Below are 24,241 nucleotides of genomic sequence, written 5' to 3'. Positions count from 1 at the left end.
GCCGATCGCGGGAAGGACCCGCGCTTGAATTCTACATTACGTAGAACTTCTTCGACAGAGCATAGAACAAATTCGACCGGGGGTAGAATGAGATCGGCCGTGAGAATCGACGGACGGCCAGGGAGGCGATCATGGGAACGCTCGGAGAACTCGAACGCGCCGTCATGGATGCGATCTGGGATGCCGATGCACCCGTCACCGCGTACGACGTGCAGGAGCAGCTCTCCTCCGCCGGCCGCGCGCTGGCCGTGACGACGCTGCTCACCGTGCTCTCGCGCCTGGAGAAGAAGGGCTTCGTCTCCTCCGACCGCTCCGCGCGTCCGCACCGCTACACCGCCGTCGCGTCGCGCGCCGACCACGTCGCCGAGCTCATGCACTCGGTCCTCGGCGACGCGGGGGATCGCACCGCCGTCCTCGAGCGCTTCGTGGGCGGCGTCTCCGCCGAGGATGCCGCGGTGCTCCGTCAACTGCTGTCCGGGACGCACTGAGACGCACATGACCGCGTTCTCCGCCGCGAGTGACCAGGCCCTCGTCGGGGCTGTCGTCATCCCGCACGGCGCGGTCGTCGCGGGCGCCGTCGTTCTCGGCGTCGTCGCGCTGGCGCTGGCCTGGCCGGTCCCCGTCGCCCTGTCGCGGGCCACGTGGCCGATGCGGATGCCGGTGATCGCCCTGCTGCTCTGGCAGGCGATCGGCCTGGCGGGAGGGCTGTCGATGATCGGCGCACTCGCGCTCGCCGGCTATGCGGTCGCCCCGCAGCATCCATGGTGGGCGCTGCTGCCGGCCACGGCGTTCACGGTCTATCTGCTGGCGCACCTGGCCGTCACGATCGTGCAGGTCACGCTCCAGCGCCACCGCCATCTCGCCCTGCTGGACATGCTCACGTCCCCGCATCCGACCAGGGCGCGCACGCGGGTCATCGACGATGCGGTGCCGGTGGCGTACTGCCTGCCGAACGGCGCGCGCTCGGTGACCGTGCTGTCACAGGGGCTGCTGGACCGCCTGGATCCCGATGAGCTCGTCGCCGTGATCGCGCACGAGCGGGCGCACGTCGAGCAGCGCCACGATCTGCTGCTGCTCGCGTTCCGTGCGTGGCGCTCCGCGCTGCCCTGGTTCCCCATCGCCGCCCGTGCCGAGGCCGAAGTCGCCGCGCTCGTCGAGATGCTCGCCGACGATCATGCTCGGCGGGAGGTCCGCGACGAAGTGCTCGCCAGGGCCATCCTCGCCGTGGGAGCCAGCGGAGTGCCGGGCGCCGAGCGCGTCGTCTCGGGATCGACGAGGGTCAGCGACCGCTTCCGCCGTCTCTTCCCGGCCTGAGTCGGTTCTCCGCTCCTCCCTCACATGTTGAGCGAAGAGCAGCCGGTACCTCCTCTCGCACGTGTGAGCGAAGAGCGGCGGTCGCCCCTCCTCTCGCTCGTTGAGCGAGGACGGCGGAGCCGACCGGAAACACGCTGACGATCGAGCGGCGTTCGCCTGGTGCGTTTCGACTCGATCCGCTCGCTCGCTGAACCTGCGCAGACGTCACCGCGCGAGAGACACCACGTCGTCTCCCGGCGTCCGGTCGGCCGTCCGGTGCGACACGAGCAGCACGACACGGTCCGCCGTCGCCGAGCGCACGTCGGCCATCATCGCGGCCGCCGTCGGCTCGTCCAGATGGGCTGTGGGCTCGTCGAGCAGGATCACGTCGGCCTGCGTCAGCAGGGCGCGCGCGACGGCCAGCCTCTGACGTTCTCCGCCCGACAGCGCCGATCCGCCGGCGCCGACCCGGGTGTCCAGGCCGGCGGACAGCCCGTCCAGCAGCGGTGCGAGTCCGGCGCGCGCGAGGGCGGCGCGCAGGGCGGTGTCATCCGGCGCGTCGTCGCGCGGCCTGGCCAGCAGGAGGTTCCCGCGCAGCGTGGAGTCGAACACGTACGCGTCCTGCGGACACCAGGCCACCCGGTCCCGCCAGCCGCGCTCGGTCATCCGCGTGAGGGGCACGTCGTCGGCGAGGACGGCGCCCCGCTCGAGCGGCAGCGCCCCCATCACGGCTGAGAGCACGGTCGACTTCCCCGATCCGGACGGCCCGTCGAGCACGAGCCAGCGGCCGGCGCGCGCAACGCCTGCGACACCCTCGACGGCCGGGCGTGCGGCTCCCGGATAGCGGATCGTGACGTCGTCCAGCGCGACTTCCTCCACCGCGGCATCCGGCGCCATCCGTCCCCATTCCGGCGACGGCGCTGGGCGCAGGATCGGACCGAGGCGCTCCCGCAGGGCGCGCAGCGCCGGCAGCCGGTGCACGGCCGCCACCAGCCCCACCAGCGGCTCGAGCAGCGCGAGCACGAGCAGGGCGACCGCGGACGCGTTCTCGGCCGGCAGCTGCGGCGACAGCGGCGCGACGAGGATCGCGAGCAGGGCCACCGCCGCCGTGACGACCGCCGACCCCAGCCCGGACGACCACGCGGCCCGCCGTTCCGCGGCGGCGAGCCGGTCGCCGGCAGCGTCCAGGACGTCCAGCGCCGCGGGCGTCGCGCCGTTGCCCCGCAGGTCGTCGGCCGCGGCGGCCAAAGCGGATGTCCCGCGGACGATGTCCGAGCGCGCGCTCACCCTGGCGGCTCCCGCCCCGCGTTCGGAGGCGATCGCGAGAACGGATGCCGCAGCCACCGCGAGCAGGAGCACCGTGGCGACGAGGAGCACGAGATGCGGGGCGACGAGGCCCGTCGTGACGATGGCCCCGACGATGACCAGCACGCCGGCACCGATCGGCGGGAGCACGCGCGGCAGCTGATCGCGCAGATCGTCCGCCAGCGTGACGAGGTAGTCCAGCGGCGCTCCGCCCTCCAGCAGGCGGCGCGATCCCGCTCCGCGAGCAGCGATCGCCCGCCACAGCCGAAGGCGCAGCGCGTCGACGACCTGGAACGCCGCGCGGTGCGTCACCAGGCGCTCCGCATAGCGTCCGACCGCGCGCCCGATGCCGAACGCGCGCACGCCCACGATCGCGACGAGGAGATACATGATGTACTCCTCGACGCTCGCGCGGACGATCAGCCACCCGGAGACGGCGGTGAGCGCGATGCCGAGGCCCGCGGCGAGGGCCGCGAGCAGGACGGAAGCCGTCCAGATCCACCGGTGCGGACGCACCAGCGCGCGCAGCGTCAGGCGCCCGCTCGGGCCGGCGACCGGTCTGTTCGGTGCCGCGGCCACGCTCGTGGGCGCGGCCACCGCGGCAGTCCCGACCTCCGCCGGACCAGGCCGCTGCGCCGCGGACGCGTCCGCTTCCGACCCCGCCCGCCCGGATTCCGCACCGGTCGCGCCGACCGGGATCGTGCCCGTCGCCATCGCGAGGGTGTCGGGCTCGTGACTCGCGAGCACGACGATGCAGCGGTCGGCCCGACGTGAGATCGCCGCCCGGACCAGCGCTGCAGACCCGGCATCCAGGTGCGCCGTCGGCTCGTCCAGCACGAGCAGCCGCGCGCCGGCGTCGATGCGCGCGAGGGCCCGGGCCACCGCCAGCCGGCGGAGCTCGCCCGGACTGAGCTCCGCGACGGCGGCATCCGCCAGCGCAGCGAGCCCCACTTCGCGGAGCGCGTCGGCTCCGGCGCCGTACAGGGCGAGCTCGGCGCGCGGCGTGTCGGCGAAGCCGCGGGGCGCCTGCGGCGCCCACGCCACGGCATCCGCACTCACTCCGACGATCCGCCCCGAGACGACGGCATCCGCGGGGAGGACTCCCGCGAGCGCGGAGAGCAGCGTCGACTTGCCGGCGCCGCTCGGGCCGGTGACCGCGGTGATGCCGCGCAGTTCCCCGGTGACGGCATCCAGCGCGGCGTCCTCGCGTCCTGCGTACCGCACTGAGAGCGCCTCGAGCCGGATTCCGGCGTCGCCGGGCTCGCGCACATCCCTGCCGCCGCTGCGCGACAGCAGAGCTCGCGTGCGATCGAGCGCCGAGAGGCCATCCTGCGACGCGTGGAAGGCCGTGCCGACCTCCCGCAGTGCGGTGAAGCACTCCGGTGCGAGGACGAGCGCCAGAAGGGCCGGTTCGAGGGTCATCGTCCCGTTCAGCAGCCGCAGGCCCAGGAAGACCGCGACGATCGCCACCGAGATGGTCGCCACGAGCTCGAGCGCCAACGCGGAGAGGAAAGCCCATCGCAGAGTCTCCTCGGTCCGCGCGCGATAGCGGCTCTGGATGCTGTCGAGCGCGCGCGTCTGCTCGTCGACGCGCCCGAGGCCGACGAGCACCGGCAGTCCACGGGCGAGCTCGGTCAGGTGATCGGCCAGTCGCGTCAGTGCCGCGAGGGCGGCGTCCGTGCGCTGTTGGGTGTGCTTGCCGATGAGAATCATGAACAGCGGCACCAGCGGGACGGTGAGGACGATCACGAGGGCGCTGACCCAGTCGGCACCGAGGATGCGGACACCGACGATCAGGGGCACCACCGCGGCGGAGATGACGGCGGGGATGGTCTGAACGAAGTAGTCGTCCAGGTCGTCGAGCCCGTCGGCGGCGAGGATCGCAGTTCCTCCCCCGCTCGCGTCGCCCGCAGCGAGCCGGCGCCACAGGCGGCCGCGGAGATCCTGCTTCACCGAGGTGGCGACGCGTCGCGCGAGCACGGAGGCCGCCCACTCCGCCCCGGATCGCAGCAGGGCTCCCAGGATGCCGAGGACGAGCACCAGACGCAGCCCGCCGCCGTCGATGCCTCCCGCTGCAAGCCCGGAGATGCCCCGGGCGAGGGCTTCCGCGATGAGGACCAGCCCCAGAGCTCGGGATGCCGCGAGCACGCCGAGCGCGTAGAGAGAGCGCCGTGGCACCGCCGACAGGTCGGGGCGGCGGAACCCGGGAGCGCGCGCCGCGCGCTCCGCCTCGATCACCCAGGGGTCGTTCGGGTTCTCGGTTCGGCTCACCCTTGAATTCTACATGCCGTAGAAAACGTGGTCGGACTGCTTCGGATGAGAGGCTGGTCGTCCACCCTGAAGGAGCAGAACATGCGTCAGAACATCCTCGTCATCGGGGCATCCGGACTCATCGGCGCGACCGTCGCGAGCGCCCTCGAGACCCGCGGGCACACCGTGATCCGCGCATCGCGCAGCAGCGACGAACGCGTCGATGTCCGTGACCGGGATTCGCTCGATTCCCTGTTCTCCCGTGTCGGCGCGCTGGATGCCGTCGTGACCGCTTTCGGCTCGACGCCGTTCAAGCCGCTGGAGGACCTTTCGCTCGACGACATCCGTTCAGGACTCGAGGACAAGACGCTCGGCCAGATCGCGGTCGCGGCGGCAGCCGTACCCCGCCTGCGCGACGGCGGGTCCATCACCGTCACCTCGGGAATCCTGAGCACCCGGCCCGTGCCGACCGGCGCTGCGGCGTCCACCGCCAACGGTGCTGTGAACGCGTACATCCTCGCCGTCGCGCCCTACCTCCCGCGCGGCCTGCGCATCAACGCGATCAGCCCGAACGTGCTGGTCGAGGCCCCCGGATACCACGCCAGCTTCCCCGGGTTCTCGCCGGTGCCGGCTTCCGTGGTCGCCGACGCATACGTGGATGCCGTCGAGGGCGATATGACGGGGGAGGTGATCTCCGTCTGAACGGGACGTGCGGGCGCCTTCTGTCTGCTCAGCCCGGTGACTCGTCGGTGGACCTCAGGGGACTCCGTCGGCGTCGCTGCGCAACGCCTCCTCCCCGAATCACTCAGCCTGATTAACGACTTACGGCCCCGGGCATTCGCCCGGAGCCGTAAGTCGTTGGTGGACCTAAGGGGATTCGAACCCCTGACCTCCTCGATGCGAACGAGGCGCGCTACCAACTGCGCCATAGGCCCTTGAACCTCCGTTAGATTATCACGTTCCCGGAGGTGCGATGATCAGCCGGCGGCACGACGGGACAGCATCCGGCGGACGTGGTCCTCGATCTCGGCGTCGTCGACGAAGCCCATGCGCGCATACGGCGAATCCGCGGCGGGCGCCTCGGCAGCGGCGGGAACCTCACGCGGAGCGAGGCGCACCGGTTCCTCAGGTGCCATGCGCGCTGCGCGCTCCCGCAGTTCGGCGAGCCGCTCCGCGCGACGGAGATCCTGCGCGGCATCGATCTGCGCTCGCGCCACCTGAGCCCGCGAGCCCGCCACCGAGGTGAGCGGTTCGGGAAGCGGGCGCGGCGTCCACGATGCCGTGCCCTGATCGTGCAGCGGAGGAGACACCCGCGCAACCGGCACCTCAGCCACGGCCGCAGGCCGTCGGGCGGCTCGAGCGGCGACTCGCGCCATGCGCTGCAGCACGAGCGTCGACGCGACAGCGATGGCACCGCCGATCCAGATGAGCGCCTGCGCACCGGTCTGGACGAGCTGCCAGATGCCGACGCCCGCGAGAGCGAGTCCGGCCAGCGTGACCACCAGCGCGGCGACACGCACCCGACGGCGAGCCCTCGCCTGCTGCAGCGCCGGATCCGCCTGCGCCGCGGCCAGCTCCTCGCGCAGCCGCACGAGTTCGGCGGCCTCCTTCTCGGACTGCACGCGCTTGGCGAGCTTCTGCTGCGCCAGCGCCGTCCGGGCGTTCAGCTCGAGGCGGATCTCCTCCGGGGTCTCGCTCGTCTCGGCGAGCACGCGCAGCGCCTGGTTCAGACGGACGGCGTTCCGCTCCGCCGCGTTGTACTGGTACCGTCCGCGCCAGCTGGGCAACAGGTAGAGCATCCACAGGAGCACGGCGACGAGGACGATCACTCCCCCGCTCAGCACCGGCCCATCCATAACGTCAACGGTAAGGGAACCGCACCCCCCGCCCCCGGAGTCCGGACGCGTGTCGCCGGCGAATCAGATCGACAGCCGGTCCGAAGGAGGAATGGCCGCGGCATCCTGCGGCGCCTGTCCGTGCAGCCAGCGCGCCAGAACACCCTGCGGCACGTCCTCGCGGGTCAGAGCGAACGCGTAGTGGTCCCGCCAGTCGCCGTCGATGTGGATGTACCTCCGCCGCAGGCCTTCGTACCGGAATCCGAGCTTCTGGACGACGCGCAGGCTCGCGGCGTTCTCCGGGCGGATGCAGATCTCCATGCGATGCAGCCCGTACTCGGTGAAGCTGGCATCGGTCGCCAACGCCACCGCGGTGGGCGTGATCCCGCGCCCCGCGAACCGCTCGCTCACCCAGTACCCGATCGTCGCCGAGCACAGCGACCCGCGCGCGACGCCCCAGATGTTGAGCTGACCGGCGATCTCGCCGTCGTACTCCATGACGAACGGATACCCGCCGCCGTCCCGGTACTGCTGCAGCAGACGCCGGATGCCCACGCGCATGTCGAACGACGCGACGCCGTTCGGGATCGTCGCCTCCCAGCGCTGCAGCCAGGCACGGTTGCTCAAGAGCTCCTGCTGCAGGGTGCGCGCGTCACGGGTGCGGATGAGCCGCAGCTCGACCTTGCCGTGCCGGTGCCCCGCCAGCAGTTCCATCGCACGCCTCGCTTCGCGGCCTAGAGGCGCTCGGCGAACTCCTTCAGCCACGGGCGCAGGTCGGCGCCCAGGTCGTCGCGATCGGCCGCCAGCTGCACGATCGCCTTGATGTAGTCGACACGATCCCCCGTGTCGTAGCGACGGCCGCGGAAGATCACTCCGACCACTCCGGGCCCCTCGGGCCGGGTCGCCAGCTCCTGCAGCGCGTCGGTCAGCTGGATCTCGCCGCCCTTGCCGGGCTCGGTGCGCTCGAGGACCTCGAAGACGCTCGCCGGCAGCACGTAGCGTCCGATGATCGCGAGGTTGGACGGCGCGTCCTCCTGCGCCGGCTTCTCGACGAGTCCGGTGACCCGCACGACGTCGTCGCGGTCCGTCGGCTCGACGGCGGCGGCGCCGTACATGTGGATGCTGGACGGATCGACCTCCATGAGCGCGATGACGGCGGCGCCGGTGTGCTCGTGCACCTCCAGCATCGTCGTCAGCAGCTCGTCGCGCTCGTCGATCAGGTCGTCGCCCAGCAGCACTGCGAAGGAGCTGTCGCCGACATGGGTCTTGGCGCGCAGCACGGCGTGCCCGAGGCCCTTCGGCTCGCCCTGGCGGACGAAGTGGATGTCGGCGAGGTCGCTGGACTGCACGACGCGCGCCAGACGCCCCGTGTCGCCCTTCTCCATGAGCTTGACCTCGAGCTCGGGGACCGAGTCGAAGTGGTTCGAGATGGCGTTCTTGTTGCGCCCGATGATCACCAGGATGTCGTCGATGCCGGCCGCTGCGGCCTCTTCGACGACGTACTGGATCGCCGGCTTGTCGACGACGGGCAGCATCTCCTTCGGCATCGCCTTCGTGGCGGGGAGGAAGCGCGTTCCGAGCCCCGCCGCGGGAATGACGGCCTTGATCGTGTGATTCGCCATTCGGCCAGCTTACCGGGACGCCCCGTCTAGACTCGGGAGCATGTCCAACGACGTCGAGCAGGCCAAGCGGGCGCTGCGGGCCGAGCTCAGGGAGCGGCGTCAGCTCCTCTCCGACGCGCAGCGGGAAGCCGCCGCGGTCGCGATCGGCGAACGTCTGGACGAGCTGATCGACTCCCTCGGCGCGCGTTCCGTCTCCTGCTTCCTGTCGACGACCACCGAACCCGGGACGCGCGAGTTCGTGACGAGGGCCGTGCGCCGCGGCATCCGAGTCCTGCTGCCGGTCACGCGTGCGGACGGGCTCCTGGACTGGGCCGTCGCGAACGACACCGACGACGTCGCCGAGGGGCTGCACGGTCTCCCGGAGCCCACCGGCGAGGTGCTCGGGCCGATCGCGGTGAACGATGTCGACCTCATGATCATCCCCGCGGCCGCGGTGGACCGGACGGGCATGCGACTGGGCTGGGGCCGCGGGTACTTCGACAAGACCATCGGCTCGATGGAGAAGTGCCCGCCGGTGTACGCGGTGATCTATGATTCCGAGGTACTCGAATCCCTTCCGAGGGAGGTGCACGACCAGGCCGTCACCGGCATCGTGACCCCCACCCGGACCCTCACCCTGTCGCCCGCGCGGCACTGATTCCAGGAAACACCGCCATGCCCACCTACGCCTATGCCTGCACGCAGTGCGGTCACCAGTTCGACGCCGTCCAGAGCTTCTCGGATGCCGCGCTCACCACGTGCCCCGAATGCGGCGGCCCGCTGCGCAAGCAGTACGGCTCGATCGGCGTGACCTTCAACGGGTCCGGCTTCTATCGCACGGACTCGCGCGGCGGAAGTGGTGGAAAGAGCGAATCCTCGGCATCATCGAAGGCGGATTCGTCGACGAGCGCCGCACCGGCGCCCGCTGCGGCTCCGGCCTCGAGCTGAGGTCCGATTCGTTTGGGGGTTCCCGTGATCCAGGGATTCAAGGAGTTCATCACCAAGGGCAACGTCATCGATCTCGCGGTGGCGGTCGTCATCGGCGGTGCGTTCACGGCGATCGTCAACGCCGTGGTGACCAGCATCATCAATCCGCTCGTCTCGCTGTTCTTCGAGGCGGATGCCGCGGGGAACTTCGGTCCGAAGCTGACGAACATCTACGGCAACGAGGTGACGTTCCCACTCGGCGACCTGATCTCCGCGATCATCAGCTTCTTCGCCGTCGCCATCGTGGTCTACTTCGTGTTCGTCCTGCCGATGAACAAGTACAAGGAGCACCAGGCCGCGAAGAACCCCGCGGTCGAGGAGGAGACGCTGCCCAGCGAACAGGAACTCCTCATCGAGATCCGCGACCTGCTGCGCAGGAACAACGCCGCGTAGTCGCCGCGAGAGGGCAGAAACGGGCCGTCGCGCGCCGGCGCACTGCGCGTTTCTGCCCTCTCGGCGTTTCCCGAGGCGGGCGGAGTCGCGTGCGCGGGTCAGTAGTGCGGGGGGACGTCCTGGCGCAGACGCGCGTCGTTGGGGCCCTGGTCCTTCACGGGGACGGATGCCGCGGCATCCGACGTCTCGACGTCCGGTGACGGGTCGGTGCCGGGTGCCGGGGTCAGGCGAGCGCGACGCGCTCCCGCGACCCGCTCGACCCGCTGGCGCGGATCCTCAGTCATCGCCCCGCTCGATGGGCTGCGTGTCGAGGTCCACCCGCTGCGTGTCGGCGGAGATGCCGAGCACGTCAGCGATGCGGTTGGCGACGGTCGCGGGGTCGCTGTAGAGGTCGAACGCGTGCACGCGCACGTAGTGCCAGCCCAGCCGGCGCAGCACGTTCGGCCGCAGGCGCAGGGTCTCGCGAAGCGATTCGCCCCGCGATTCCGGATCGGATTCGATGACCACGGCCCGGCCGCCGTGCTGCGCGACCAGCGGCAGCAGCCCCCGGTAGTCGACGTCGACGGACGCCCCGGCACGACGCAGCTCCCGCGCCAGAGCGAGGGTCAACGGGTCCGCGAGGTCCTCGAGGCGCGCCTCGCGACCGCGAGTCGCGAGACCGCCGAGGATCGACATGAGCGTCGCCGCCCCGTGCTCGAGCCGGCCGTCGTCGAAGGACGAGGGCCGGATCGACGAGACCAGCACCATCGAACGGCGCGCACGGGTCATGCCCACCGTCAGCAGCCGCTCGCCGTCGGCGCTCGACAGATCGCCGAAGTCACTGAGGACGCGGCCGTGCTTGGTGAGCCCGAAGCCGAGCGAGAAGATCACCCGATCACGGCTCTCGGCGACGGATTCCTCGAGCGTGAGCACCGCGAACGGCTCGGCGGTGTCGCGCGAGACGAAGGCGGTCACGTCGCTGCGGCCCGCGAACGCGTTGGTGACGGCGGCGCGGACCCGCTCGGCGTGACGTCTGCTCGCGGTCACGACCATGAGGGACTCGGTGGGCCGGTGCACGGCGTGCTCGACGACCAGCGTCACCACGCGGGACACCTCGGACTCCGGACTCTCGACAGCACCCGAGACCGGATCGGGTGTGCCCACCCCGCCCTCGACGTAATCGACCGTCAGGCTGCCTCGCCCCAGATAGGAGCCCGCCCACGGCAGGGACTGGATCTCGCCCCCGTAGAACGCGTCGTTGATGAGCTCGGCGAGATCCTCTCCCCCGGCGCGATAGCTGCGGGTCAGTGTGGCCACCGGAAGCAGCTCGGCGAGGCGCTCGAAGACCGAGACCGAATCGAACGGCACCTCCGGCTCCCAGTCCTCGTCGCCTGCCACCGCCACGCGGAAGGGCGTGGGACGCTGGGTCACCGGATCGCCGAACGCGACGACCTGCCGTGCGCGCCGGATCGCGGGTGCCGCCTCCGCGAGATTGATGGCCGCGGCATCGACCAGCAGGACTGTGTCGAACTCCACGCTGTCCGGGATCTCGGGCACCTGGTAGGGCGAGGAGATCCATGCCGGGGCGAGGACCGACAGGAGCGTCGGCGCGGCGCTCACGATCTCGGCGGCGGTCGGCGTCCCCTGGGTGAGCGCGCGACGCAGATGCTGCGACTCGGTCGGCTCGTCGACGATCGCGATCTTCCACTGGTTGGCGAGCTGCCACGCCAGCAGCGGTCCCGCCATTGCGGCGTGCGCCTCGTCCACGAGGCGGAAGTCCTTCTCGAGCCGGTCCACCACGGCCGTGTTCGCGCCCAGGAGCGCGCGGTCGTCCTGCAGAGCGCGCTCGAGCAGCGACTGCCACCAGGTGAACTCCAGCTCGTCGGCCACGCGGTCCTCGGAGACGTGGCGGACCGACAGCTCGGCCAGCAGCGGCTCCAGCCCCAGCCGCGCGAGCTCGTCGCGGATGGTCGCCCGCTCGACGAGGTTCTCGAAGACGTCCGAGGTGGCGGCGAGTCCGGCGAGCGTGCGCACCAGGCGAGCCAGCGGCAGCGTCGCCAGTGGTTCGCGCCGCCCGAGCGCGGCATCCAGTTCACCGAGCTCGGCCTCGACGCGCTGCCACGCCGCGTGCACGTCTCCGAGCCCCAGCGGGATCTCCGGAGCCACACCGGCATCGACGAAACGCTGCCACTCGGTGCGCTGCTGCTGAATCCTCAGCAGCGCCTCGTGCATGTCGAGGATGTGCACGCCCGGGCGCACGTACTCCTTCGCGAGCTTCTTCAGCCGGCGCCGGTTCGCACTAGACATCCCCGGGGCGTCGCGTCGCGAGCCGTGCGCCTGGATCAGCTCGCCCAGCGGCCGCTCGAAGACCGTGGGACTGAACCGGTCGAGCGAATCGCGCATGCCCTGCAGCAGTCGCAGGTACTCGCCGAGTTCGTCGATCGTCGCGAACGGCCGCATCCGGGTCTGGGCGATGAGCTCGTAGCCGCGTTCGAGCAGTGCCGGAACGCTCGTGGAGTGCAGTCGGCCGGCCAGTTCGTGCGCAGCGCGCGCGGCTTCGGTGCTGGCGAACGTGACCCCGTACCAGGGCGAATCGTCCGGACCGAAGCGGAACTCGCCGAGCCGGGCCGCCTGCACGAGCTTGGCCGCTGCGGCGCTGCGATCCCCCGCGAGACGCGTGAGCGCCTCGAGGTCGAGACGAGCCGTCGTGGACGGCGGCCGCTCCAGGGACGCGAGCCGCGTCAGCTGCCTGGTCGCATCGAGCACGGAGGCCCCGGTGCCGGCGATCGGCGCGGTGAGAGCCTGCCGATAGTCGCGCAGCACGGTGCGCAGGCGCACCAGCGCGTCGTCGACCTCTCCGGCCCGCGGAGCCGTGGCCTTCTCATTGCGCCCGATGGCGTGGACGAGGTCACGCCGGACCGAGGCCGGGCTGATCGCGAGGCTGTCCAGCCCGATCCCGCTCAGGCGATGACGCACGCCGTCGAGCGTCGATCGCCGCGCCGACACGACGAGCACGCGTTTGCCCGCCCGGATCAGCTCGCCGAGGGCGTTGATGACGGTCTGGGTGCCACCCGTCCCCGGCAGCGTCGCGATCGCGAGCGAATGGCCGGCGGCGATCCGGGCGAGCACCGCCTCCTGCTCGGAGTCGGCATCCAGGAGCAGCGTGTCCGATGCCGGCGCGCGATCGTCCGGGCTCGTCACGGCGGGCGCCGGTCGTTCGACGGTGAGGCGCTCCCGGTCGTCGACGTGACCGGCGAGGGCGTTGAGCACGGGGTGATCGAGGTTCCGGCTGTCGGCCGCCATCGCCGAGGCCACATCCGCGAACACCGAGACGACGAGCCGGGGCTGCACCGAGAACGTGTCGATCGACCTCGTGAGCGCCCGCAGGCTGTCGATCACGGGCTGGGGCTTGAAGATGCCGCCGTCGTACGCGAGCGCTGCCAGCGCATCCGCGTCGATCGTGATCCCGAAGTGCTCCCTGGCGATGCGCACGAGTTCCGGGTTGACCGAGAAGGCCCCCTGGAGCTTGAGCTCGAAGTCGGAGTGGTGCCGGCGAATGGCCAGCGGGCGCAGCAGCACCGGCGCAGAGAACGCCACCCCGCCGATCCGCCACCCGGCGAGGCCGACGACGAGGTGGACGGCGTCGATGCCGCGGACCGTGCGCAGTTCGGTGTGCTTCGCGGTGATGCGCTCGGCCGCCAGGCGCGCGGTGCGCAGCCCGACCTCGTCCCGGAAGAGGTTCGACAGCAGAGTGGACCGACCGGTGATGAACTGGGGCAGACTCCCCGGGTGCGCCTTGGAGATGTCGATGCCGCCCTCGACGCTGTCGTGATAACGGATCAGCGGGGACGGACCGCCGAGATCCGCCGCCTCCGCCTTGAGGCGCGCCCGCTCGGCATCCGCGGCGTGCGGCAGGGCGACGCCGGTCGACGACTCGCCCAGTGCGCCGAGCGTCACTGCGGCCGTCGTCTCCGCGTCATCCGCAGACTTGTCCTGTCGTCGCCACACATATCACAGACTAGGCGTCAGGTGGCAGGAGGTCCTGCATGCCAGGCGGGTTTGTGCCGGATTGGTGCCCTCACGGGCGGTTCCGGATGCCGCGGAGCACTCGCCCTGCACAGATCCGCCCCGCGGCGGGTTCTCCCCCGATCGCGGCTCCGCGACCAAACCGACGCCCTCGGGGCGAGCAGGATGGAGGCATGAACTTCCGATACGACTTCGTTCCCACTCCGCTGGGCGACGCCCTCGTCGTGTTCTCCGACGACGGCGTCGTGAGCTTCGACCTCTCCGAGGGGCAGGACCCGACCGTCCCCTGGCTGCTGGAGGGCGTCGCCCGGCGGCTGCACACCGTGCCCGAACCCGATCCCGGTGCCGCGGACGAACTCGCGCACCTCATCGAGGAGTACTTCGACGGCGTCCCCATCCGCTTCGACGAACACATCCGGCTGGACTGGCGTCTGATCGAGGGGTTCCACCGCGACGCCCTGCTCGCGGTGTGCGAGATCCCCTGGGGGCAGACTCTCGGCTACGGCGAGGTCGCCGTCCTGGCGGGGAGCCCCGGCGCCGCACGCGCCGTGGGAACGGCCTGTCGTCTCACCCCCTTCTCGATCATCGTGCCCGTGCACCGCGTGGTGCGCGCCGACGGGAGCGCGGGACAATACGGCGCTCACCCAGAGCACAAGCGGTTCCTGATCGATCTCGAGTCGTCTTCGGCCGCGGCGCGCACCGCGTGACGAGGACCCCGGCCGGTAGGCAGCCGGGGTCCTCGTCCCCTTCTCGAATGTCCGCGCTCGGCGGGTCAGTGCTCCACGGCCTTCTCGGCCCCGAATCCGGTGAGGGAGCGCACCTCCATCTCGGCGGCGAGCGCCCGCGACTCGGTGCCGCGTGCCGTGATCGTGCCGAGCCATCCCAGCAGGAACCCGAGCGGGATCGAGACGATCCCGGGGTTGTTCAGTGGCCAGATCGCGATGTCGATCTGCGGGATCATCGCCGTCTCGGAGCCCGAGAACACCGGGGAGAGGACGATCAGGATGATCGCCGATCCGAGCCCGCCGTACATGCTCCACACCGCGCCCCGGGTGTTGAAACGCCGCCAGAAGAGCGAGTAGAGGATGGTCGGCAGGTTCGCCGAGGCCGCCACGGCGAAGGCGAGGGCGACCAGGAACGCGATGTTCTGTCCCTGCGCCCCGATGCCGCCGAGGATCGCGAGGATGCCGATGACGACCACCGTGCGGCGTGCCACCTTCACCTCGGCATTCGGGTCGGCATCCGCCGGCGTCCCGTCCGACTTCTTGCGGCCCTTCTGGATCACGTTGGCGTAGATGTCGTGCGCGAAGGACGCGGCGGCGGTGATCGTGAGGCCCGCGACGACCGCCAGGATCGTCGCGAAGGCGACGGCCGAGATGAAGCCGAGCAGCAGTGGCCCGCCGAGTCTCTCCGCCAGCAGCGGCGCGGCCGAGTTGACGCCGCCGGGGGCGTTCACGATGACCTCGGGCGTGACGAGCGCTCCGGCACCGTACCCGAGCACGAGCGTCAGCAGGTAGAACCCGCCGATGAGCCAGATCGCCCACACCACGGAACGGCGGGCCTCCTTCGCCGTCGGGACCGTGTAGAAGCGCATCAGCACGTGCGGCAGACCGGCGGTCCCCAGCACGAGCGCCATGCCCAGCGAGAGGAAGTCCCAGGGATTCGCGCCGTACTGCAGGCCAGGGGCCAGGATCGCGTCGCCCTGCGGGGAGGCCTCCACAGCGGACTCCAGCAGCGTGTTGAGGCTGAAGCCGTTCAATGCCAGCACCCAGATCGCCATCGCCAGCGCTCCGGCGATGAGCAGGACGGCCTTCACGATCTGCACCCAGGTCGTGCCCTTCATCCCGCCGATCAGCACGTAGAGGATCATCAGCGCCCCGACGACGGCGATGACCGCGGACTGCCCGATCCGGGCGTCGATGCCCAGCAGAAGCGAGACGAGACCGCCCGCACCCGCCATCTGCGCCAGGAGGTAGAAGAAGCACACCGCGAGAGTCGTGATCGCGGCCGCCATCCGGACCGGCCGCTGCTTGAGGCGGAACGACAGCACATCCGCCATCGTGAACTTGCCGGTGTTGCGCATCAGCTCGGCGACGAGCAGCAGGGCCACGAGCCATGCCACGAGGAACCCGATCGAGTACAGGAACCCGTCGTAGCCGTTCACGGCGATCGCACCGCAGATGCCGAGGAAGGACGCCGCGGACAGATAGTCCCCCGCGATGGCGAATCCGTTCTGAGGGCCCGTGAACGAACGACCGGCCGCGTAGTAGTCAGCCGCCGTCTTGTTGTTGCGGCTCGCGCGGATGACGATGAACAAAGTCACGGCCACGAAGGCCGCGAAGATCGAGATGTTCAGGATCGGGTTGTTCGCGCCCGTCGGCGTCGTCTCCATCGGGATGAGGTTCATGCCTGGGCCTGCGCCTTCTCGAGTTCGTCACGGATCTCTGCGGCGACGGGATCGAGCTTCCTGTTCGCGAAGGCGACATATCCCATCGTGATCGCGAATGTCGACACGAATTGCCCGAGTCCGAAAAGCAGTCCGATCGTGATATCACCCCACACGCGCTGGCCCATGAATTCGGGAGCGAACGCGGCGAGCAGCACGTACACGAAATACCAGATCAGGAAAAGGGCAGCCAGCGGGAAGATGAATGATCTCTGCGTTCGCTTGAGTCCTTGGAATCTCGGCGATTCCTCGACGGCGATGTAGTCGATCTGTCCTGCCGACTCGCCTTCGATTCGGTCAGTCATGAGGCCTCCTTGCCACATGGTCGAGCCCGGGCGGAGGGATCCGCCCGGTGGTAGGGTCGACGCTACGAAACGGGGAACAGGGCCGTCACCCCCGAAAGTAGGTATCCGTGATTCCGGCAGTCTCCGACGAGACCGACGCCGAGCTCGTGGCACAGGCCGTGCGCGAGCTGGCCAGGCGCACCCGCTTTCCTGTCGCGTTCGGGGGGCTCGTCGAGGACGGCGAGGTCTCGGTCACGAGCATCGTGGGAACCCGCACGCGCAGCCTCGAAGGGCTCCGGGTCCGGCCGGAGCGCGGCCTCGGCGGTCGCGCGATGAGCGAACAGCGTCCGCGGATGACGAGCGACTACCGCACATCCCGGCAGATCACCCACGACTACGACGGCTTCGTCCTCGGCGAGGGGCTCCGCACGCTCCTCGCGATCCCGATCGTGGTGGCGGGGCGAGCCCGGGGCGTCCTCTACGCCGGCGCGTGGGAGCAGTCCCCTGTCGGAGGCGTGACGACGGCACCCGCGATGAGCGTGGCCGAGGCGGTGAGCACCGAGTTGCGCATCCGCGACGAGGTGGGGCGTCGCCTCCAGGCGATGGCACCGCCGAGCCCGACGATGACCGCCTCGCGCCGCGAGGAACTCCGGGAGAGCTTCGCCGAACTGCGCAGCATCTCGGCCTCCGTCTCCGACGATGATCTGCGCGCACGGCTCGGCGATCTCGAACGGAGGCTGCTGCAGCTCGCCGGCGGCGAGCCGCCGACCACGACGGGTCCCCTCCCTCACATTCACCTCTCGCCCCGCGAGACGGATGTGCTGGCGTGCGCCGCTCTGGGGGCGACGAATGCCGAGATCGGGGCGCAGTTGGGACTGCGCGAAGGGACGGTGAAGGCCTACCTCGGAACGGCGATGTCCAAACTCGACGCCTCGACGCGTCATGCCGCCGTCGCGAAAGCGCGGCGCATGGGGTTGCTTCCGTGATTCCTTCCTGACCGATGCGACGAGCGCATTCTCCATGAAAAGAGAATGAATTCCTTGGCCGTTCGGAGGCGTCTGAATAGGATGGGGAAATGGCTCGACGAATTGTGCACCAGCTTGTGGACGACCTCGACGGAACTCTTCTCGAAGCCGGTGACGGCGAGACCGTGCATTTCTCGCTCAACGGCATCTCGTATGAGATCGACCTGACGAACGAGAATGCGCAGGAGCTCCGCTCCGCGCTCGAACCCTATATCGCGGCCGGGCGTCGTTCGTCCGTCGGCGTGGCAGCGCGATCGGGGTCGACGCGCAAGCGCACCGCCTCGCGCAATCCGGAGACCGCCGCCATCCGGGAGTGGGCCAACGCGAACGGACACAAGGTGTCCGAGCGCGGTCGCATCCCCGAATCCGTGGTCGAGGCGTACCGCGCCGCGCACTGATCCACTTCCCTCCCGCGGGGATCAGGCCTGCTCCCCGCGCGGATCAGGCCTGGGCGTGCGCTGCGTCGCTCGCCCAGGCTTCGTCGCGCAGGGTGATCTCGTCCGTCATGTCCCGCAGGAAGCGGATCACCACCTCCCGCTCGGATGACGACAACCGTGCGGCCGCATTGAACCGTTTCGCCTGCTGACGCCCGACGGTTTCCATCGCGGCCCTGTGGGTCTCCGGCGAGATCGTGATCGCGAGCGCGCGGCGATCGGTGGGGTGCGCGGCCCGCACGATGTGGCCTCCACGCTCGAGACGGTCGAGCAGTTTCGTCGTCGAGGCGCTGGAGATCGACAGGTGCTGCGCGATGCCTCCCGGCGTGGCGATGATCTCCCTGTGCGTGCACACGATCAGGTAGTGCAGTGCACGCATGTCGGTCTCGTTGAGCTGCATGTAGCGTCGCGAGGCCTCGGAGAGCCGCTGCTCCGCCTCCCGAAGGGCGCCGAGCGCCTTCATGAGCTCGGTGATCTGACGCACGTCGGCGTCGTCGATGCCTGACCGGTCCACGAGCATCTGGCGCGGGTCGGATGAGTCGACGTCGTAGATTGCGGATCGGTCGAGTCCGTCGCGCGTGGAAGATGACGTGTCGGCGGGCACGGACTCGAGGGGGTTCGCGCGGTCTTCCATGGACACCTCGCCACTTTACTCCTGATGTTCATTCATGCTAGCTTGATTTCTCGCTTGGCTAGCAATAAACGATACTAGGGAGGGCCCTGTGGAGTATGTGACTCTCCTCGCCGAGGACGGCACCGCGATCGGGACAGCACCGAAAGACGACGCCCATTCGTCGACGACTCCGCTTCACCTCGCGTTCTCGTGTCACCTGCTCGACGGCAGCGGACGGTTGCTGGTCACCCGCAGAGCCCTGTCCAAGCGCACCTGGCCCGGCGTTTGGACGAACAGCTTCTGCGGGCATCCACGACCCGATGAGGACCTCCTGGATGCCGTCATCCGGCGCGGCGGCGAAGAGTTGGGGATCACGCCGATCGACGTGCTCGCCGCTCTGCCCGACTACCGGTACCGCGCCGTCGACGCGGGCGGGACCGTCGAGAACGAGATCTGCCCGGTGCACGTGGCCCGGATCGACGAGGACCCTGTCCCCGACCCTGCGGAGGTCATGGAGTGGGCGTGGGTCCTGCCCGATGACCTGCTCACGGCGATCGCGAGCGCCCCCTTCGCCTTCAGCCCCTGGCTGCGAGAGCAGTTGCCTCTTCTGCGCGCAGCGGGCAGGGTCTGACCCATGAACGCCACCGTCACCCGCGAAGAGATCCACGAACAGGTGGAATCACGTGTGCGGACCGTGTTCGAGGCGAACGCGGCACGTTCGGCCGACTACGGCGAAGGTTATGCGCAGCTCTGGCGCTCCGCTGCGGAGCACGTGCTCGGCGGCAAGCTGCTGCGGCCACGGCTGGTGGTGGACCTGCACGCCGGGCTCCTCGACGGCGCGCCGGAACGCCCCCCGCTCGACGTCGTCATCGAGCTCGCCGCCGCCGTCGAGATCCTGCACTACGCGTTCCTGCTCCACGACGATGTCATCGACGGCGACACGCATCGCCGCGGAAAGCCGAATCTCATCGGCACCCTGCGCTCCGCGAATCCCGGTCTCGACCGTCGCGCGGCCGACCACTGGGCGACCACGGGAGCGGTCCTCATGGGAGATCTGCTGCTCTCCGCTGTGCACCAGATGTTCGCCCGACTGGATCTCGACGCTGACCGGCGCACCCGACTACTGGACCTTCTGGACCACACGATCGCCGAGACGGTGGCAGGCGAATACGCGGACGTCGGGCTCAGCGACGGGGTGATCACGCCCGATCTGCAGACCATCCTGACCATGACGGCGCGCAAGACCGCCACGTACACCTTCGAGTTCCCGTTGCGACTCGCCGCGGTCCTCGCCGGGGCTGCGCCACCGATCGAAGCGCGCCTCGCCGCGACCGCCCAGCACCTGGGCATCGCGTTCCAGCTGCAGGACGATGCGCTCTCGGTGTTCGGGGACGCCGCCGAGCACGGCAAGGAGCCGTACTCCGATCTGCGCGAAGGCAAGGAGACGGCACTGATCGCCTACGCCCGCATGACGAGCGCCTGGACGGCGATCCGCCCCGGGTTGGGCGATCCGAATCTGACCGCGGACGGCGCCGCCGCGATCCGCGGACACCTTCGGCGCTGCGGGGCGGAAGCCTTCGTGCAGCAGCTCGTCGCAGAGCAGATCGCCGCGGCTCGGGCCGGCCTGGCTGACGACGACCTCCTCCTGCCGTCCAGCGCGAGAAAGACGCTCGCCGACCTGATCTCCCGCATCGAAGGGCGTGTGTCATGACTGTCTCCGCCTCTCCGGACGACGCGCCGGCGCTTTCCCGATTCACGCGGACGGCCGAGACCGCGGCCACCGGCGTCATCCGGGCGTACTCGACGTCGTTCGGCCTCGCGACCCGCCTGCTCGGGCGGCGCCATCGCCAACACGTGCGGAACGTGTACGCCCTGGTGCGCGTCGCGGATGAGATCGTCGACGGCGTCGCGAGGGAGGCCGGCCTCGACCCGGCCGCGCAGCGCGCCGCGCTCGACGCGTACGCCGACGAGACCCATCGGGCCATGCGGACCGGGTACAGCAGCAACATCGTGATCCATGCGTTCGCACGGACCGCGGCGCGATGCCGGATCGGCGAGGACCTGACGCGACCGTTCTTCGACTCCATGCGCGCCGACACGACCGCAGACGAGAAGTCCGCGCCCGGAAGCCTTCAGACCTACACGGCCGAGGCGCACGCCCGCTACGTCCACGGATCGGCGGAGGTCGTCGGCCTGATGTGCCTGCGCGTCTTCCTGCGGGACGAGAACCCCCCACAGGCCGACCGCGACCGACTGGAGGCCGGGGCGCGTCAGCTCGGCGCCGCGTTCCAGAACGTGAACTTCCTCCGCGACATCGCTGACGACACCGAACGACTGCATCGCGGCTATCTCGGCGGCTCCGGGCGCCTGACCGACGAGGATCGCGACGCCTGGGTCCGGACGGTGCGGTCGCAGCTCGATGATGCCCGACGGGCGATCCCTCTGCTCCCCCGGGACGCGCGCGCCGCGGTCCGCAGCGCGCTCGCGCTGTTCGAGTCGCTCGCCGCACGCGTCGCCCGCCTGCCCGCGGCCGCTCTGTACGAGAAGAGGGTGCGCGTTCCCGACGCCGTCAAGGTCCTGCTCGCGGCGAGATCCCTCGTCGTCACGTGGGCGGAGCCGCGGCGATGAGCCGGGTGATCGTGATCGGCGGCGGCATCGCAGGACTCGCCACCGCGGGGCTGCTCGCCCGCGACGGATACCGCGTCACGGTGCTCGAGCGGAACGACCGGGCAGGCGGACGGGTGGGAGTGCTCGATCGCGATGGGTTCCGTTTCGACACCGGACCCTCGTGGTATCTCATGCCCGGCGTCTTCGACCACTTCTTCGATCTCATGGGCACCACGACAGCCGAGCAGCTCGACCTGGTCGACCTCGATCCTGCGTACCGCGTGTTCTCCGAGCCTGCGACGGAGGAGGCGTCTGCGCCGGTGAGCGTGCCGGCCGGAGCGGACCGCGTGCGCGCTCTCTTCGACGCTCTCGAACCCGGGGCGGGCCCCCGCCTCGCCGCGTACCTGGCATCGGCGGCCGAGGCGAACGAGATGGCTGTCCGGCATTTCCTCTACAACCCGTTCACGCGCCTGTCGCACCTCGCGTCTCCGGAGATCCTGCGCCGACTCCCCCGGCTGGCACGCCTGTTGGCCGGCCGGCTCGACGCCTTCGCCGCGCGCCGCTTCCGGCACCCGGTGATCCGGCAGATCCTCGGCTATCCCGCGGTGTTCCTGGGGACGGACCCTCGCCGTGCACCGGCCATGTACCACCTCATGAGCACGCTCGATCTCGACGAAGGCGTGCAGTACCCCCAGGGCGGATTCTGGGCGGTCGCCGACCGCATCCGCGCGCTGGCGGAGGAGAACGGAGCCTCGGTCGTCACCGGCGCCGAGGTGACGACCATCCTCACCGTGCCCGCCGCGGGACGGGATCGCGCGCAGGGAGTGCGCTGGATCGATGCCTCGGGTGAGGAGCATCTCGAACTCGCCGACATCGTCGTCTCCGCGGCGGACCTCCACCACACGGAGACGGAGCTGCTGCCCCCGAGCCTGCGCACCTATCCCGAGAGGTGGTGGAACCGGCGCATCAGCGGACCGGGAGCCGTGATCGTCATGCTCGGGGTGCGGGGACCGCTGCCGGAGCTCGCCCATCACTCCCTGTTCTTCACGCGGGACTGGGACGCGAACTTCGACGCGATCTTCGGACGCGCACCGCGGATCCCGGACCCGGCCTCGATCTACGTCTGCAGGCCGTCGGCGACGGATCCGGCGGTCGCGCCTGCCGAGCACGAGAACCTGTTCGTCCTCGTCCCTGTCCCTGCCGACGTCGGCATCGGCCATGGCGGCGCGGACGGTGCCGGGTCCGAAAGGGTCGAGCGTGCTGCGGATGCCGCGATCGATCTCGTCTCGGAGTGGGCGGGGATCGGAGACCTCCGCGAGCGGATCGTCGTGCGTCAGACGCTCGGGCCCGCCGACTTCGCCGACCAATACCACTCCTGGCGCGGAGGAATGCTGGGTCCGGCGCACGTCCTGTCTCAGAGCGCGATGTTCCGTGCGCAGAACGCATCGCGTCGTGTCGACGGTCTCTACTACGCCGGTGCGACCACAGCGCCGGGAATCGGCGTGCCCATGTGCCTCATCAGCGCCGAGCTCGTGCTCAAGCGGATCCGCGGGGACCACAGCCCGGGCCCCGTCGCCGCGCGCGCGGGGGCGGCGCGAGCGGGGACGGGGACGGCGTGATGGGCGCGATCTATCTCCTCGCGCTGCTTGCGAGCCTGGGGTGCATGCTCCTGATCGACTGGCGATACCGCCTGTTCTTCTGGCGGGACGCGCGGTCGGCCCTGACCGTCACGGCGATCGGGTTGCTGTTCTTCGTCCTGTGGGATCTCGCCGGGATCTCGCTGGGCATCTTCCTCCGCGGAGACAGCCCGTACGCCACGGGCATCCTCCTCGCCCCGGAACTCCCCCTCGAGGAGCCGGTCTTCCTGGTCTTCCTGGTGGTGTGCACGATGGTGCTCTATGCGGGCGCCGAGCGCATGCTGACAGGAGCGTCGGGCGGTGAGGCATCATGACCTATGCGCTCCTGTCGCTCGTCTTCCTCGGACTGGCCGTGGCACTGGCCGGACTCGCGGCGCTGCGCGCTCGCCGCCTGCCGCGCGCCGGAGCGATCGGTCTCGCGCTCGGCGCCCTCCTCGTGCTCACGGCCGTGTTCGACTCGATCATGATCGGCGCGGGTTTCTTCACCTACGCGGATCCTCACCTCTCCGGACTGCGGATCGGGCTCGCGCCGATCGAGGACTTCGCCTATCCGATCGCCGCGGCGATCCTCCTCCCGTCGGTCTGGGTCCTGCTGCGCACGCGCCGAGCGTCCGAGGCCGACGGCATCGGGACGGATGCGGGGCTGGGCTGATGATTCGCGGCGCTCTGTCCACGATCCTGCTGGCCTCGCGGCCGATCAGCTGGATCAACACCGCATTCCCGTTCGGGGCGGCATACCTTCTCACGACCCGCGAGGTCGACACGGTCTTCGTAGTGGGCGTGCTGTACTTCCTCGTGCCGTACAACCTCGCCATGTACGGCATCAACGACGTGTTCGACTACGCATCCGATGCCGCCAATCCGCGCAAGGGCGGAATCGAAGGCGCCCTGCTGCCGCCGCGGCTGCATCGCGCCACGCTGTGGGCGGCGGCGGCGAGCAACGTCCCCTTCCTCGTCTTCCTCCTGGCCGTCGGGACGCCCGCGTCGGCGGCGTGGCTGGCTCTCAGCGTGTTCGCCGTGGTCGCCTACTCGGCACCGCCGTTGCGGTTCAAGGAGCGGCCGGTGCTGGACTCGATCACCTCGAGCACGCACTTCACGAGTCCGGCCATCGTGGGCCTGGCCCTGGCGGGTGCATCGGTCAGCATCGATCTCATCCTGATCCTCGTCGCCTTCTTCCTGTGGGGGATGGCGGCGCACGCGTTCGGCGCCGTCCAGGACGTCGTGCCGGATCGCGAGGCGGGCATCGGCTCGATCGCCACCGCTCTCGGCGCCCGCACCACCGTGCGTCTGGCTGTGATCCTCTGGGCAGCGGCCGCGCTGACCGTCCTGCCTGCCGCGTGGCCGGCTCCCCTCGCCGCCGTTCTCGCGATCCCGTACCTCATCAACGCCGTCCCCTGGTGGAACGTGACCGACGAGACCGCCGCCCGAACGAATCGCGCGTGGCGCCGCTTCATCGCCCTGAACTACGGCGCCGGCTTCCTCGCCACCCTGATCCTCATCCTCGCCTGGCTGGGCTGACGCCCCGG

The 24,241-nt window shown here is 70.2% G+C and carries 25 protein-coding genes and 1 tRNA gene; 16 read left to right on the top strand and 10 right to left on the bottom strand.

Annotated elements, in window-relative coordinates; translation table 11 throughout:
* The first annotated feature begins 131 nt into the window (after positions 1 to 131).
* On the top strand, positions 132 to 488 hold the full coding sequence (locus KYX17_RS00950; RefSeq protein ID WP_243224677.1) for a BlaI/MecI/CopY family transcriptional regulator: 357 nt from the start codon (positions 132 to 134) through the stop codon (positions 486 to 488).
* A 7-nt stretch (positions 489 to 495) separates the two neighbouring features.
* Positions 496 to 1,314 carry a M56 family metallopeptidase gene (locus KYX17_RS00945; RefSeq protein WP_243224676.1) on the top strand — a complete coding sequence of 273 codons (819 nt, stop codon included), beginning with the start codon at positions 496 to 498 and terminating at the stop codon, positions 1,312 to 1,314.
* A 204-nt stretch (positions 1,315 to 1,518) separates the two neighbouring features.
* Here the strand turns inward: KYX17_RS00945 and cydC are convergent, their stop codons facing one another.
* Entirely contained in the window at positions 1,519 to 4,869 is a 3,351-nt protein-coding gene (gene cydC / locus KYX17_RS00940) for a thiol reductant ABC exporter subunit CydC (RefSeq protein WP_243224675.1), read from the bottom strand.
* An 81-nt stretch (positions 4,870 to 4,950) separates the two neighbouring features.
* Between cydC and KYX17_RS00935 the strand changes: the two genes are divergently transcribed.
* On the top strand, positions 4,951 to 5,550 hold the full coding sequence (locus KYX17_RS00935) for a short chain dehydrogenase (RefSeq protein WP_243224674.1): 600 nt from the start codon (positions 4,951 to 4,953) through the stop codon (positions 5,548 to 5,550).
* Between the two features lie 157 nt (positions 5,551 to 5,707).
* On the opposite strand, the gene KYX17_RS00930 is transcribed toward KYX17_RS00935, so the two are convergent.
* The 4 genes from KYX17_RS00930 to galU all read right to left on the bottom strand — a co-directional run bounded on the left by KYX17_RS00930 (position 5,708) and on the right by galU (position 8,305).
* Positions 5,708 to 5,783 (bottom strand) — tRNA-Ala (locus KYX17_RS00930).
* Positions 5,784 to 5,825: 42 nt separating this feature from the next.
* Positions 5,826 to 6,704, bottom strand: coding sequence for a hypothetical protein (locus tag KYX17_RS00925; protein ID WP_243224673.1), 879 nt, complete (start codon positions 6,702 to 6,704; stop codon positions 5,826 to 5,828).
* Between the two features lie 63 nt (positions 6,705 to 6,767).
* Positions 6,768 to 7,397 (bottom strand): GNAT family N-acetyltransferase, encoded by a 630-nt coding sequence (locus tag KYX17_RS00920; RefSeq protein WP_243224672.1) that lies wholly within the window; start codon positions 7,395 to 7,397, stop codon positions 6,768 to 6,770.
* A gap of 20 nt (positions 7,398 to 7,417) precedes the next feature.
* Complete coding sequence (gene galU / locus KYX17_RS00915; RefSeq protein WP_243224671.1) at positions 7,418 to 8,305, bottom strand: UTP--glucose-1-phosphate uridylyltransferase GalU; 888 nt, start codon at positions 8,303 to 8,305, stop codon at positions 7,418 to 7,420.
* Between the two features lie 40 nt (positions 8,306 to 8,345).
* Between galU and KYX17_RS00910 the strand changes: the two genes are divergently transcribed.
* Genes KYX17_RS00910 through mscL form a run of 3 tightly spaced genes read left to right on the top strand, consistent with a single transcriptional unit; the run spans position 8,346 to position 9,664 of the window.
* Entirely contained in the window at positions 8,346 to 8,942 is a 597-nt protein-coding gene (locus KYX17_RS00910) for a 5-formyltetrahydrofolate cyclo-ligase (RefSeq protein WP_243224670.1), read from the top strand.
* A 17-nt stretch (positions 8,943 to 8,959) separates the two neighbouring features.
* Positions 8,960 to 9,232, top strand: coding sequence for an FmdB family zinc ribbon protein (locus KYX17_RS00905; RefSeq protein ID WP_243224669.1), 273 nt, complete (start codon positions 8,960 to 8,962; stop codon positions 9,230 to 9,232).
* A gap of 24 nt (positions 9,233 to 9,256) precedes the next feature.
* Positions 9,257 to 9,664 carry a large conductance mechanosensitive channel protein MscL gene (gene mscL, locus KYX17_RS00900; protein ID WP_243224668.1) on the top strand — a complete coding sequence of 136 codons (408 nt, stop codon included), beginning with the start codon at positions 9,257 to 9,259 and terminating at the stop codon, positions 9,662 to 9,664.
* A 98-nt stretch (positions 9,665 to 9,762) separates the two neighbouring features.
* Here the strand turns inward: mscL and KYX17_RS00895 are convergent, their stop codons facing one another.
* Positions 9,763 to 9,948, bottom strand: a complete 186-nt coding sequence (locus KYX17_RS00895) for a hypothetical protein (protein WP_243224667.1) — start codon at positions 9,946 to 9,948, stop codon at positions 9,763 to 9,765.
* Positions 9,941 to 13,651 (bottom strand): AAA family ATPase, encoded by a 3,711-nt coding sequence (locus KYX17_RS00890; protein WP_374208912.1) that lies wholly within the window; start codon positions 13,649 to 13,651, stop codon positions 9,941 to 9,943. The genes KYX17_RS00895 and KYX17_RS00890 overlap by 8 nt, the downstream gene beginning before the upstream one ends.
* A 191-nt stretch (positions 13,652 to 13,842) precedes the next feature.
* Here KYX17_RS00890 and KYX17_RS00885 point away from each other — a divergent pair, with 191 nt between their 5' ends.
* Positions 13,843 to 14,376: a methylated-DNA--[protein]-cysteine S-methyltransferase gene (locus tag KYX17_RS00885; protein WP_243224666.1), complete on the top strand. Its 534-nt coding sequence runs from the start codon at positions 13,843 to 13,845 to the stop codon at positions 14,374 to 14,376.
* A gap of 65 nt (positions 14,377 to 14,441) precedes the next feature.
* On the opposite strand, the gene KYX17_RS00880 is transcribed toward KYX17_RS00885, so the two are convergent.
* Both KYX17_RS00880 and KYX17_RS00875 read right to left on the bottom strand, forming a co-directional pair.
* A complete protein-coding gene (locus tag KYX17_RS00880; RefSeq protein ID WP_243224665.1) occupies positions 14,442 to 16,076 on the bottom strand; it encodes a cation acetate symporter in 1,635 nt (544 codons plus the stop codon).
* A complete protein-coding gene (locus KYX17_RS00875) occupies positions 16,073 to 16,420 on the bottom strand; it encodes a DUF485 domain-containing protein (RefSeq protein WP_243224664.1) in 348 nt (115 codons plus the stop codon). The genes KYX17_RS00880 and KYX17_RS00875 overlap by 4 nt, the downstream gene beginning before the upstream one ends.
* 107 nt (positions 16,421 to 16,527) lie before the next feature.
* Here KYX17_RS00875 and KYX17_RS00870 point away from each other — a divergent pair, with 107 nt between their 5' ends.
* Together KYX17_RS00870 and KYX17_RS00865 are read left to right on the top strand one after the other, a co-directional pair.
* Positions 16,528 to 17,385 carry a LuxR C-terminal-related transcriptional regulator gene (locus tag KYX17_RS00870; RefSeq protein ID WP_243224663.1) on the top strand — a complete coding sequence of 286 codons (858 nt, stop codon included), beginning with the start codon at positions 16,528 to 16,530 and terminating at the stop codon, positions 17,383 to 17,385.
* A gap of 89 nt (positions 17,386 to 17,474) precedes the next feature.
* Positions 17,475 to 17,822, top strand: a complete 348-nt coding sequence (locus KYX17_RS00865) for an Lsr2 family protein (RefSeq protein ID WP_243224662.1) — start codon at positions 17,475 to 17,477, stop codon at positions 17,820 to 17,822.
* A 43-nt stretch (positions 17,823 to 17,865) separates the two neighbouring features.
* Here KYX17_RS00865 and KYX17_RS00860 read toward each other — a convergent pair whose 3' ends face one another.
* Positions 17,866 to 18,492 carry a MarR family winged helix-turn-helix transcriptional regulator gene (locus tag KYX17_RS00860; RefSeq protein ID WP_243226138.1) on the bottom strand — a complete coding sequence of 209 codons (627 nt, stop codon included), beginning with the start codon at positions 18,490 to 18,492 and terminating at the stop codon, positions 17,866 to 17,868.
* A gap of 88 nt (positions 18,493 to 18,580) precedes the next feature.
* On the opposite strand from KYX17_RS00860, the gene idi reads away from it, so the two are divergent.
* Genes idi through KYX17_RS00825 form a run of 7 tightly spaced genes read left to right on the top strand, consistent with a single transcriptional unit; the run spans position 18,581 to position 24,233 of the window.
* Complete coding sequence (idi, locus tag KYX17_RS00855) at positions 18,581 to 19,102, top strand: isopentenyl-diphosphate Delta-isomerase (RefSeq protein WP_243224661.1); 522 nt, start codon at positions 18,581 to 18,583, stop codon at positions 19,100 to 19,102.
* Positions 19,103 to 19,105: 3 nt separating this feature from the next.
* Positions 19,106 to 20,182 (top strand): polyprenyl synthetase family protein, encoded by a 1,077-nt coding sequence (locus KYX17_RS00850; protein WP_243224660.1) that lies wholly within the window; start codon positions 19,106 to 19,108, stop codon positions 20,180 to 20,182.
* Positions 20,179 to 21,099, top strand: coding sequence for a squalene/phytoene synthase family protein (locus KYX17_RS00845; protein ID WP_243224659.1), 921 nt, complete (start codon positions 20,179 to 20,181; stop codon positions 21,097 to 21,099). Before KYX17_RS00850 ends, KYX17_RS00845 begins: the two co-directional genes overlap by 4 nt.
* Positions 21,096 to 22,697 carry a phytoene desaturase family protein gene (crtI, locus tag KYX17_RS00840; protein ID WP_243224658.1) on the top strand — a complete coding sequence of 534 codons (1,602 nt, stop codon included), beginning with the start codon at positions 21,096 to 21,098 and terminating at the stop codon, positions 22,695 to 22,697. Before KYX17_RS00845 ends, crtI begins: the two co-directional genes overlap by 4 nt.
* The gene (locus KYX17_RS00835; protein ID WP_243226137.1) at positions 22,697 to 23,029 is read left to right on the top strand and encodes a lycopene cyclase domain-containing protein; all 333 of its coding nucleotides are present in this window, start codon (positions 22,697 to 22,699) and stop codon (positions 23,027 to 23,029) included. Before crtI ends, KYX17_RS00835 begins: the two co-directional genes overlap by 1 nt.
* On the top strand, positions 23,026 to 23,367 hold the full coding sequence (locus tag KYX17_RS00830; RefSeq protein ID WP_243224657.1) for a lycopene cyclase domain-containing protein: 342 nt from the start codon (positions 23,026 to 23,028) through the stop codon (positions 23,365 to 23,367). Before KYX17_RS00835 ends, KYX17_RS00830 begins: the two co-directional genes overlap by 4 nt.
* Positions 23,367 to 24,233 carry a prenyltransferase gene (locus tag KYX17_RS00825; protein WP_243224656.1) on the top strand — a complete coding sequence of 289 codons (867 nt, stop codon included), beginning with the start codon at positions 23,367 to 23,369 and terminating at the stop codon, positions 24,231 to 24,233. Before KYX17_RS00830 ends, KYX17_RS00825 begins: the two co-directional genes overlap by 1 nt.
* Positions 24,234 to 24,241 lie beyond the last annotated feature (8 nt).

The organism is Microbacterium sp. CIAB417 (genome assembly GCF_022788845.1).
The sequence above is the reverse complement of the archived record's forward strand: the minus strand, read 5'-3'. Positions and strand labels throughout refer to the sequence as shown.

Bases quoted from the DNA above. Each gene is read 5' to 3' on its own strand.
- KYX17_RS00950 (WP_243224677.1), top strand. From the start codon at position 132: ATGGGAACGCTCGGAGAACTCGAACGCGCCGTCATGGATGCGATCTGG.
- KYX17_RS00945 (WP_243224676.1), top strand. From the start codon at position 496: ATGACCGCGTTCTCCGCCGCGAGTGACCAGGCCCTCGTCGGGGCTGTC.
- KYX17_RS00935 (WP_243224674.1), top strand. From the start codon at position 4,951: ATGCGTCAGAACATCCTCGTCATCGGGGCATCCGGACTCATCGGCGCG.
- KYX17_RS00925 (WP_243224673.1), bottom strand. From the start codon at position 6,704: ATGGATGGGCCGGTGCTGAGCGGGGGAGTGATCGTCCTCGTCGCCGTG.
- KYX17_RS00920 (WP_243224672.1), bottom strand. From the start codon at position 7,397: ATGGAACTGCTGGCGGGGCACCGGCACGGCAAGGTCGAGCTGCGGCTC.
- galU (WP_243224671.1), bottom strand. From the start codon at position 8,305: ATGGCGAATCACACGATCAAGGCCGTCATTCCCGCGGCGGGGCTCGGA.
- KYX17_RS00910 (WP_243224670.1), top strand. From the start codon at position 8,346: ATGTCCAACGACGTCGAGCAGGCCAAGCGGGCGCTGCGGGCCGAGCTC.
- KYX17_RS00905 (WP_243224669.1), top strand. From the start codon at position 8,960: ATGCCCACCTACGCCTATGCCTGCACGCAGTGCGGTCACCAGTTCGAC.
- KYX17_RS00895 (WP_243224667.1), bottom strand. From the start codon at position 9,948: ATGACTGAGGATCCGCGCCAGCGGGTCGAGCGGGTCGCGGGAGCGCGT.
- KYX17_RS00885 (WP_243224666.1), top strand. From the start codon at position 13,843: ATGAACTTCCGATACGACTTCGTTCCCACTCCGCTGGGCGACGCCCTC.
- KYX17_RS00880 (WP_243224665.1), bottom strand. From the start codon at position 16,076: ATGAACCTCATCCCGATGGAGACGACGCCGACGGGCGCGAACAACCCG.
- KYX17_RS00875 (WP_243224664.1), bottom strand. From the start codon at position 16,420: ATGACTGACCGAATCGAAGGCGAGTCGGCAGGACAGATCGACTACATC.
- KYX17_RS00865 (WP_243224662.1), top strand. From the start codon at position 17,475: ATGGCTCGACGAATTGTGCACCAGCTTGTGGACGACCTCGACGGAACT.
- KYX17_RS00860 (WP_243226138.1), bottom strand. From the start codon at position 18,492: ATGGAAGACCGCGCGAACCCCCTCGAGTCCGTGCCCGCCGACACGTCA.
- KYX17_RS00850 (WP_243224660.1), top strand. From the start codon at position 19,106: ATGAACGCCACCGTCACCCGCGAAGAGATCCACGAACAGGTGGAATCA.
- KYX17_RS00845 (WP_243224659.1), top strand. From the start codon at position 20,179: ATGACTGTCTCCGCCTCTCCGGACGACGCGCCGGCGCTTTCCCGATTC.
- crtI (WP_243224658.1), top strand. From the start codon at position 21,096: ATGAGCCGGGTGATCGTGATCGGCGGCGGCATCGCAGGACTCGCCACC.
- KYX17_RS00835 (WP_243226137.1), top strand. From the start codon at position 22,697: ATGGGCGCGATCTATCTCCTCGCGCTGCTTGCGAGCCTGGGGTGCATG.
- KYX17_RS00830 (WP_243224657.1), top strand. From the start codon at position 23,026: ATGACCTATGCGCTCCTGTCGCTCGTCTTCCTCGGACTGGCCGTGGCA.
- KYX17_RS00825 (WP_243224656.1), top strand. From the start codon at position 23,367: ATGATTCGCGGCGCTCTGTCCACGATCCTGCTGGCCTCGCGGCCGATC.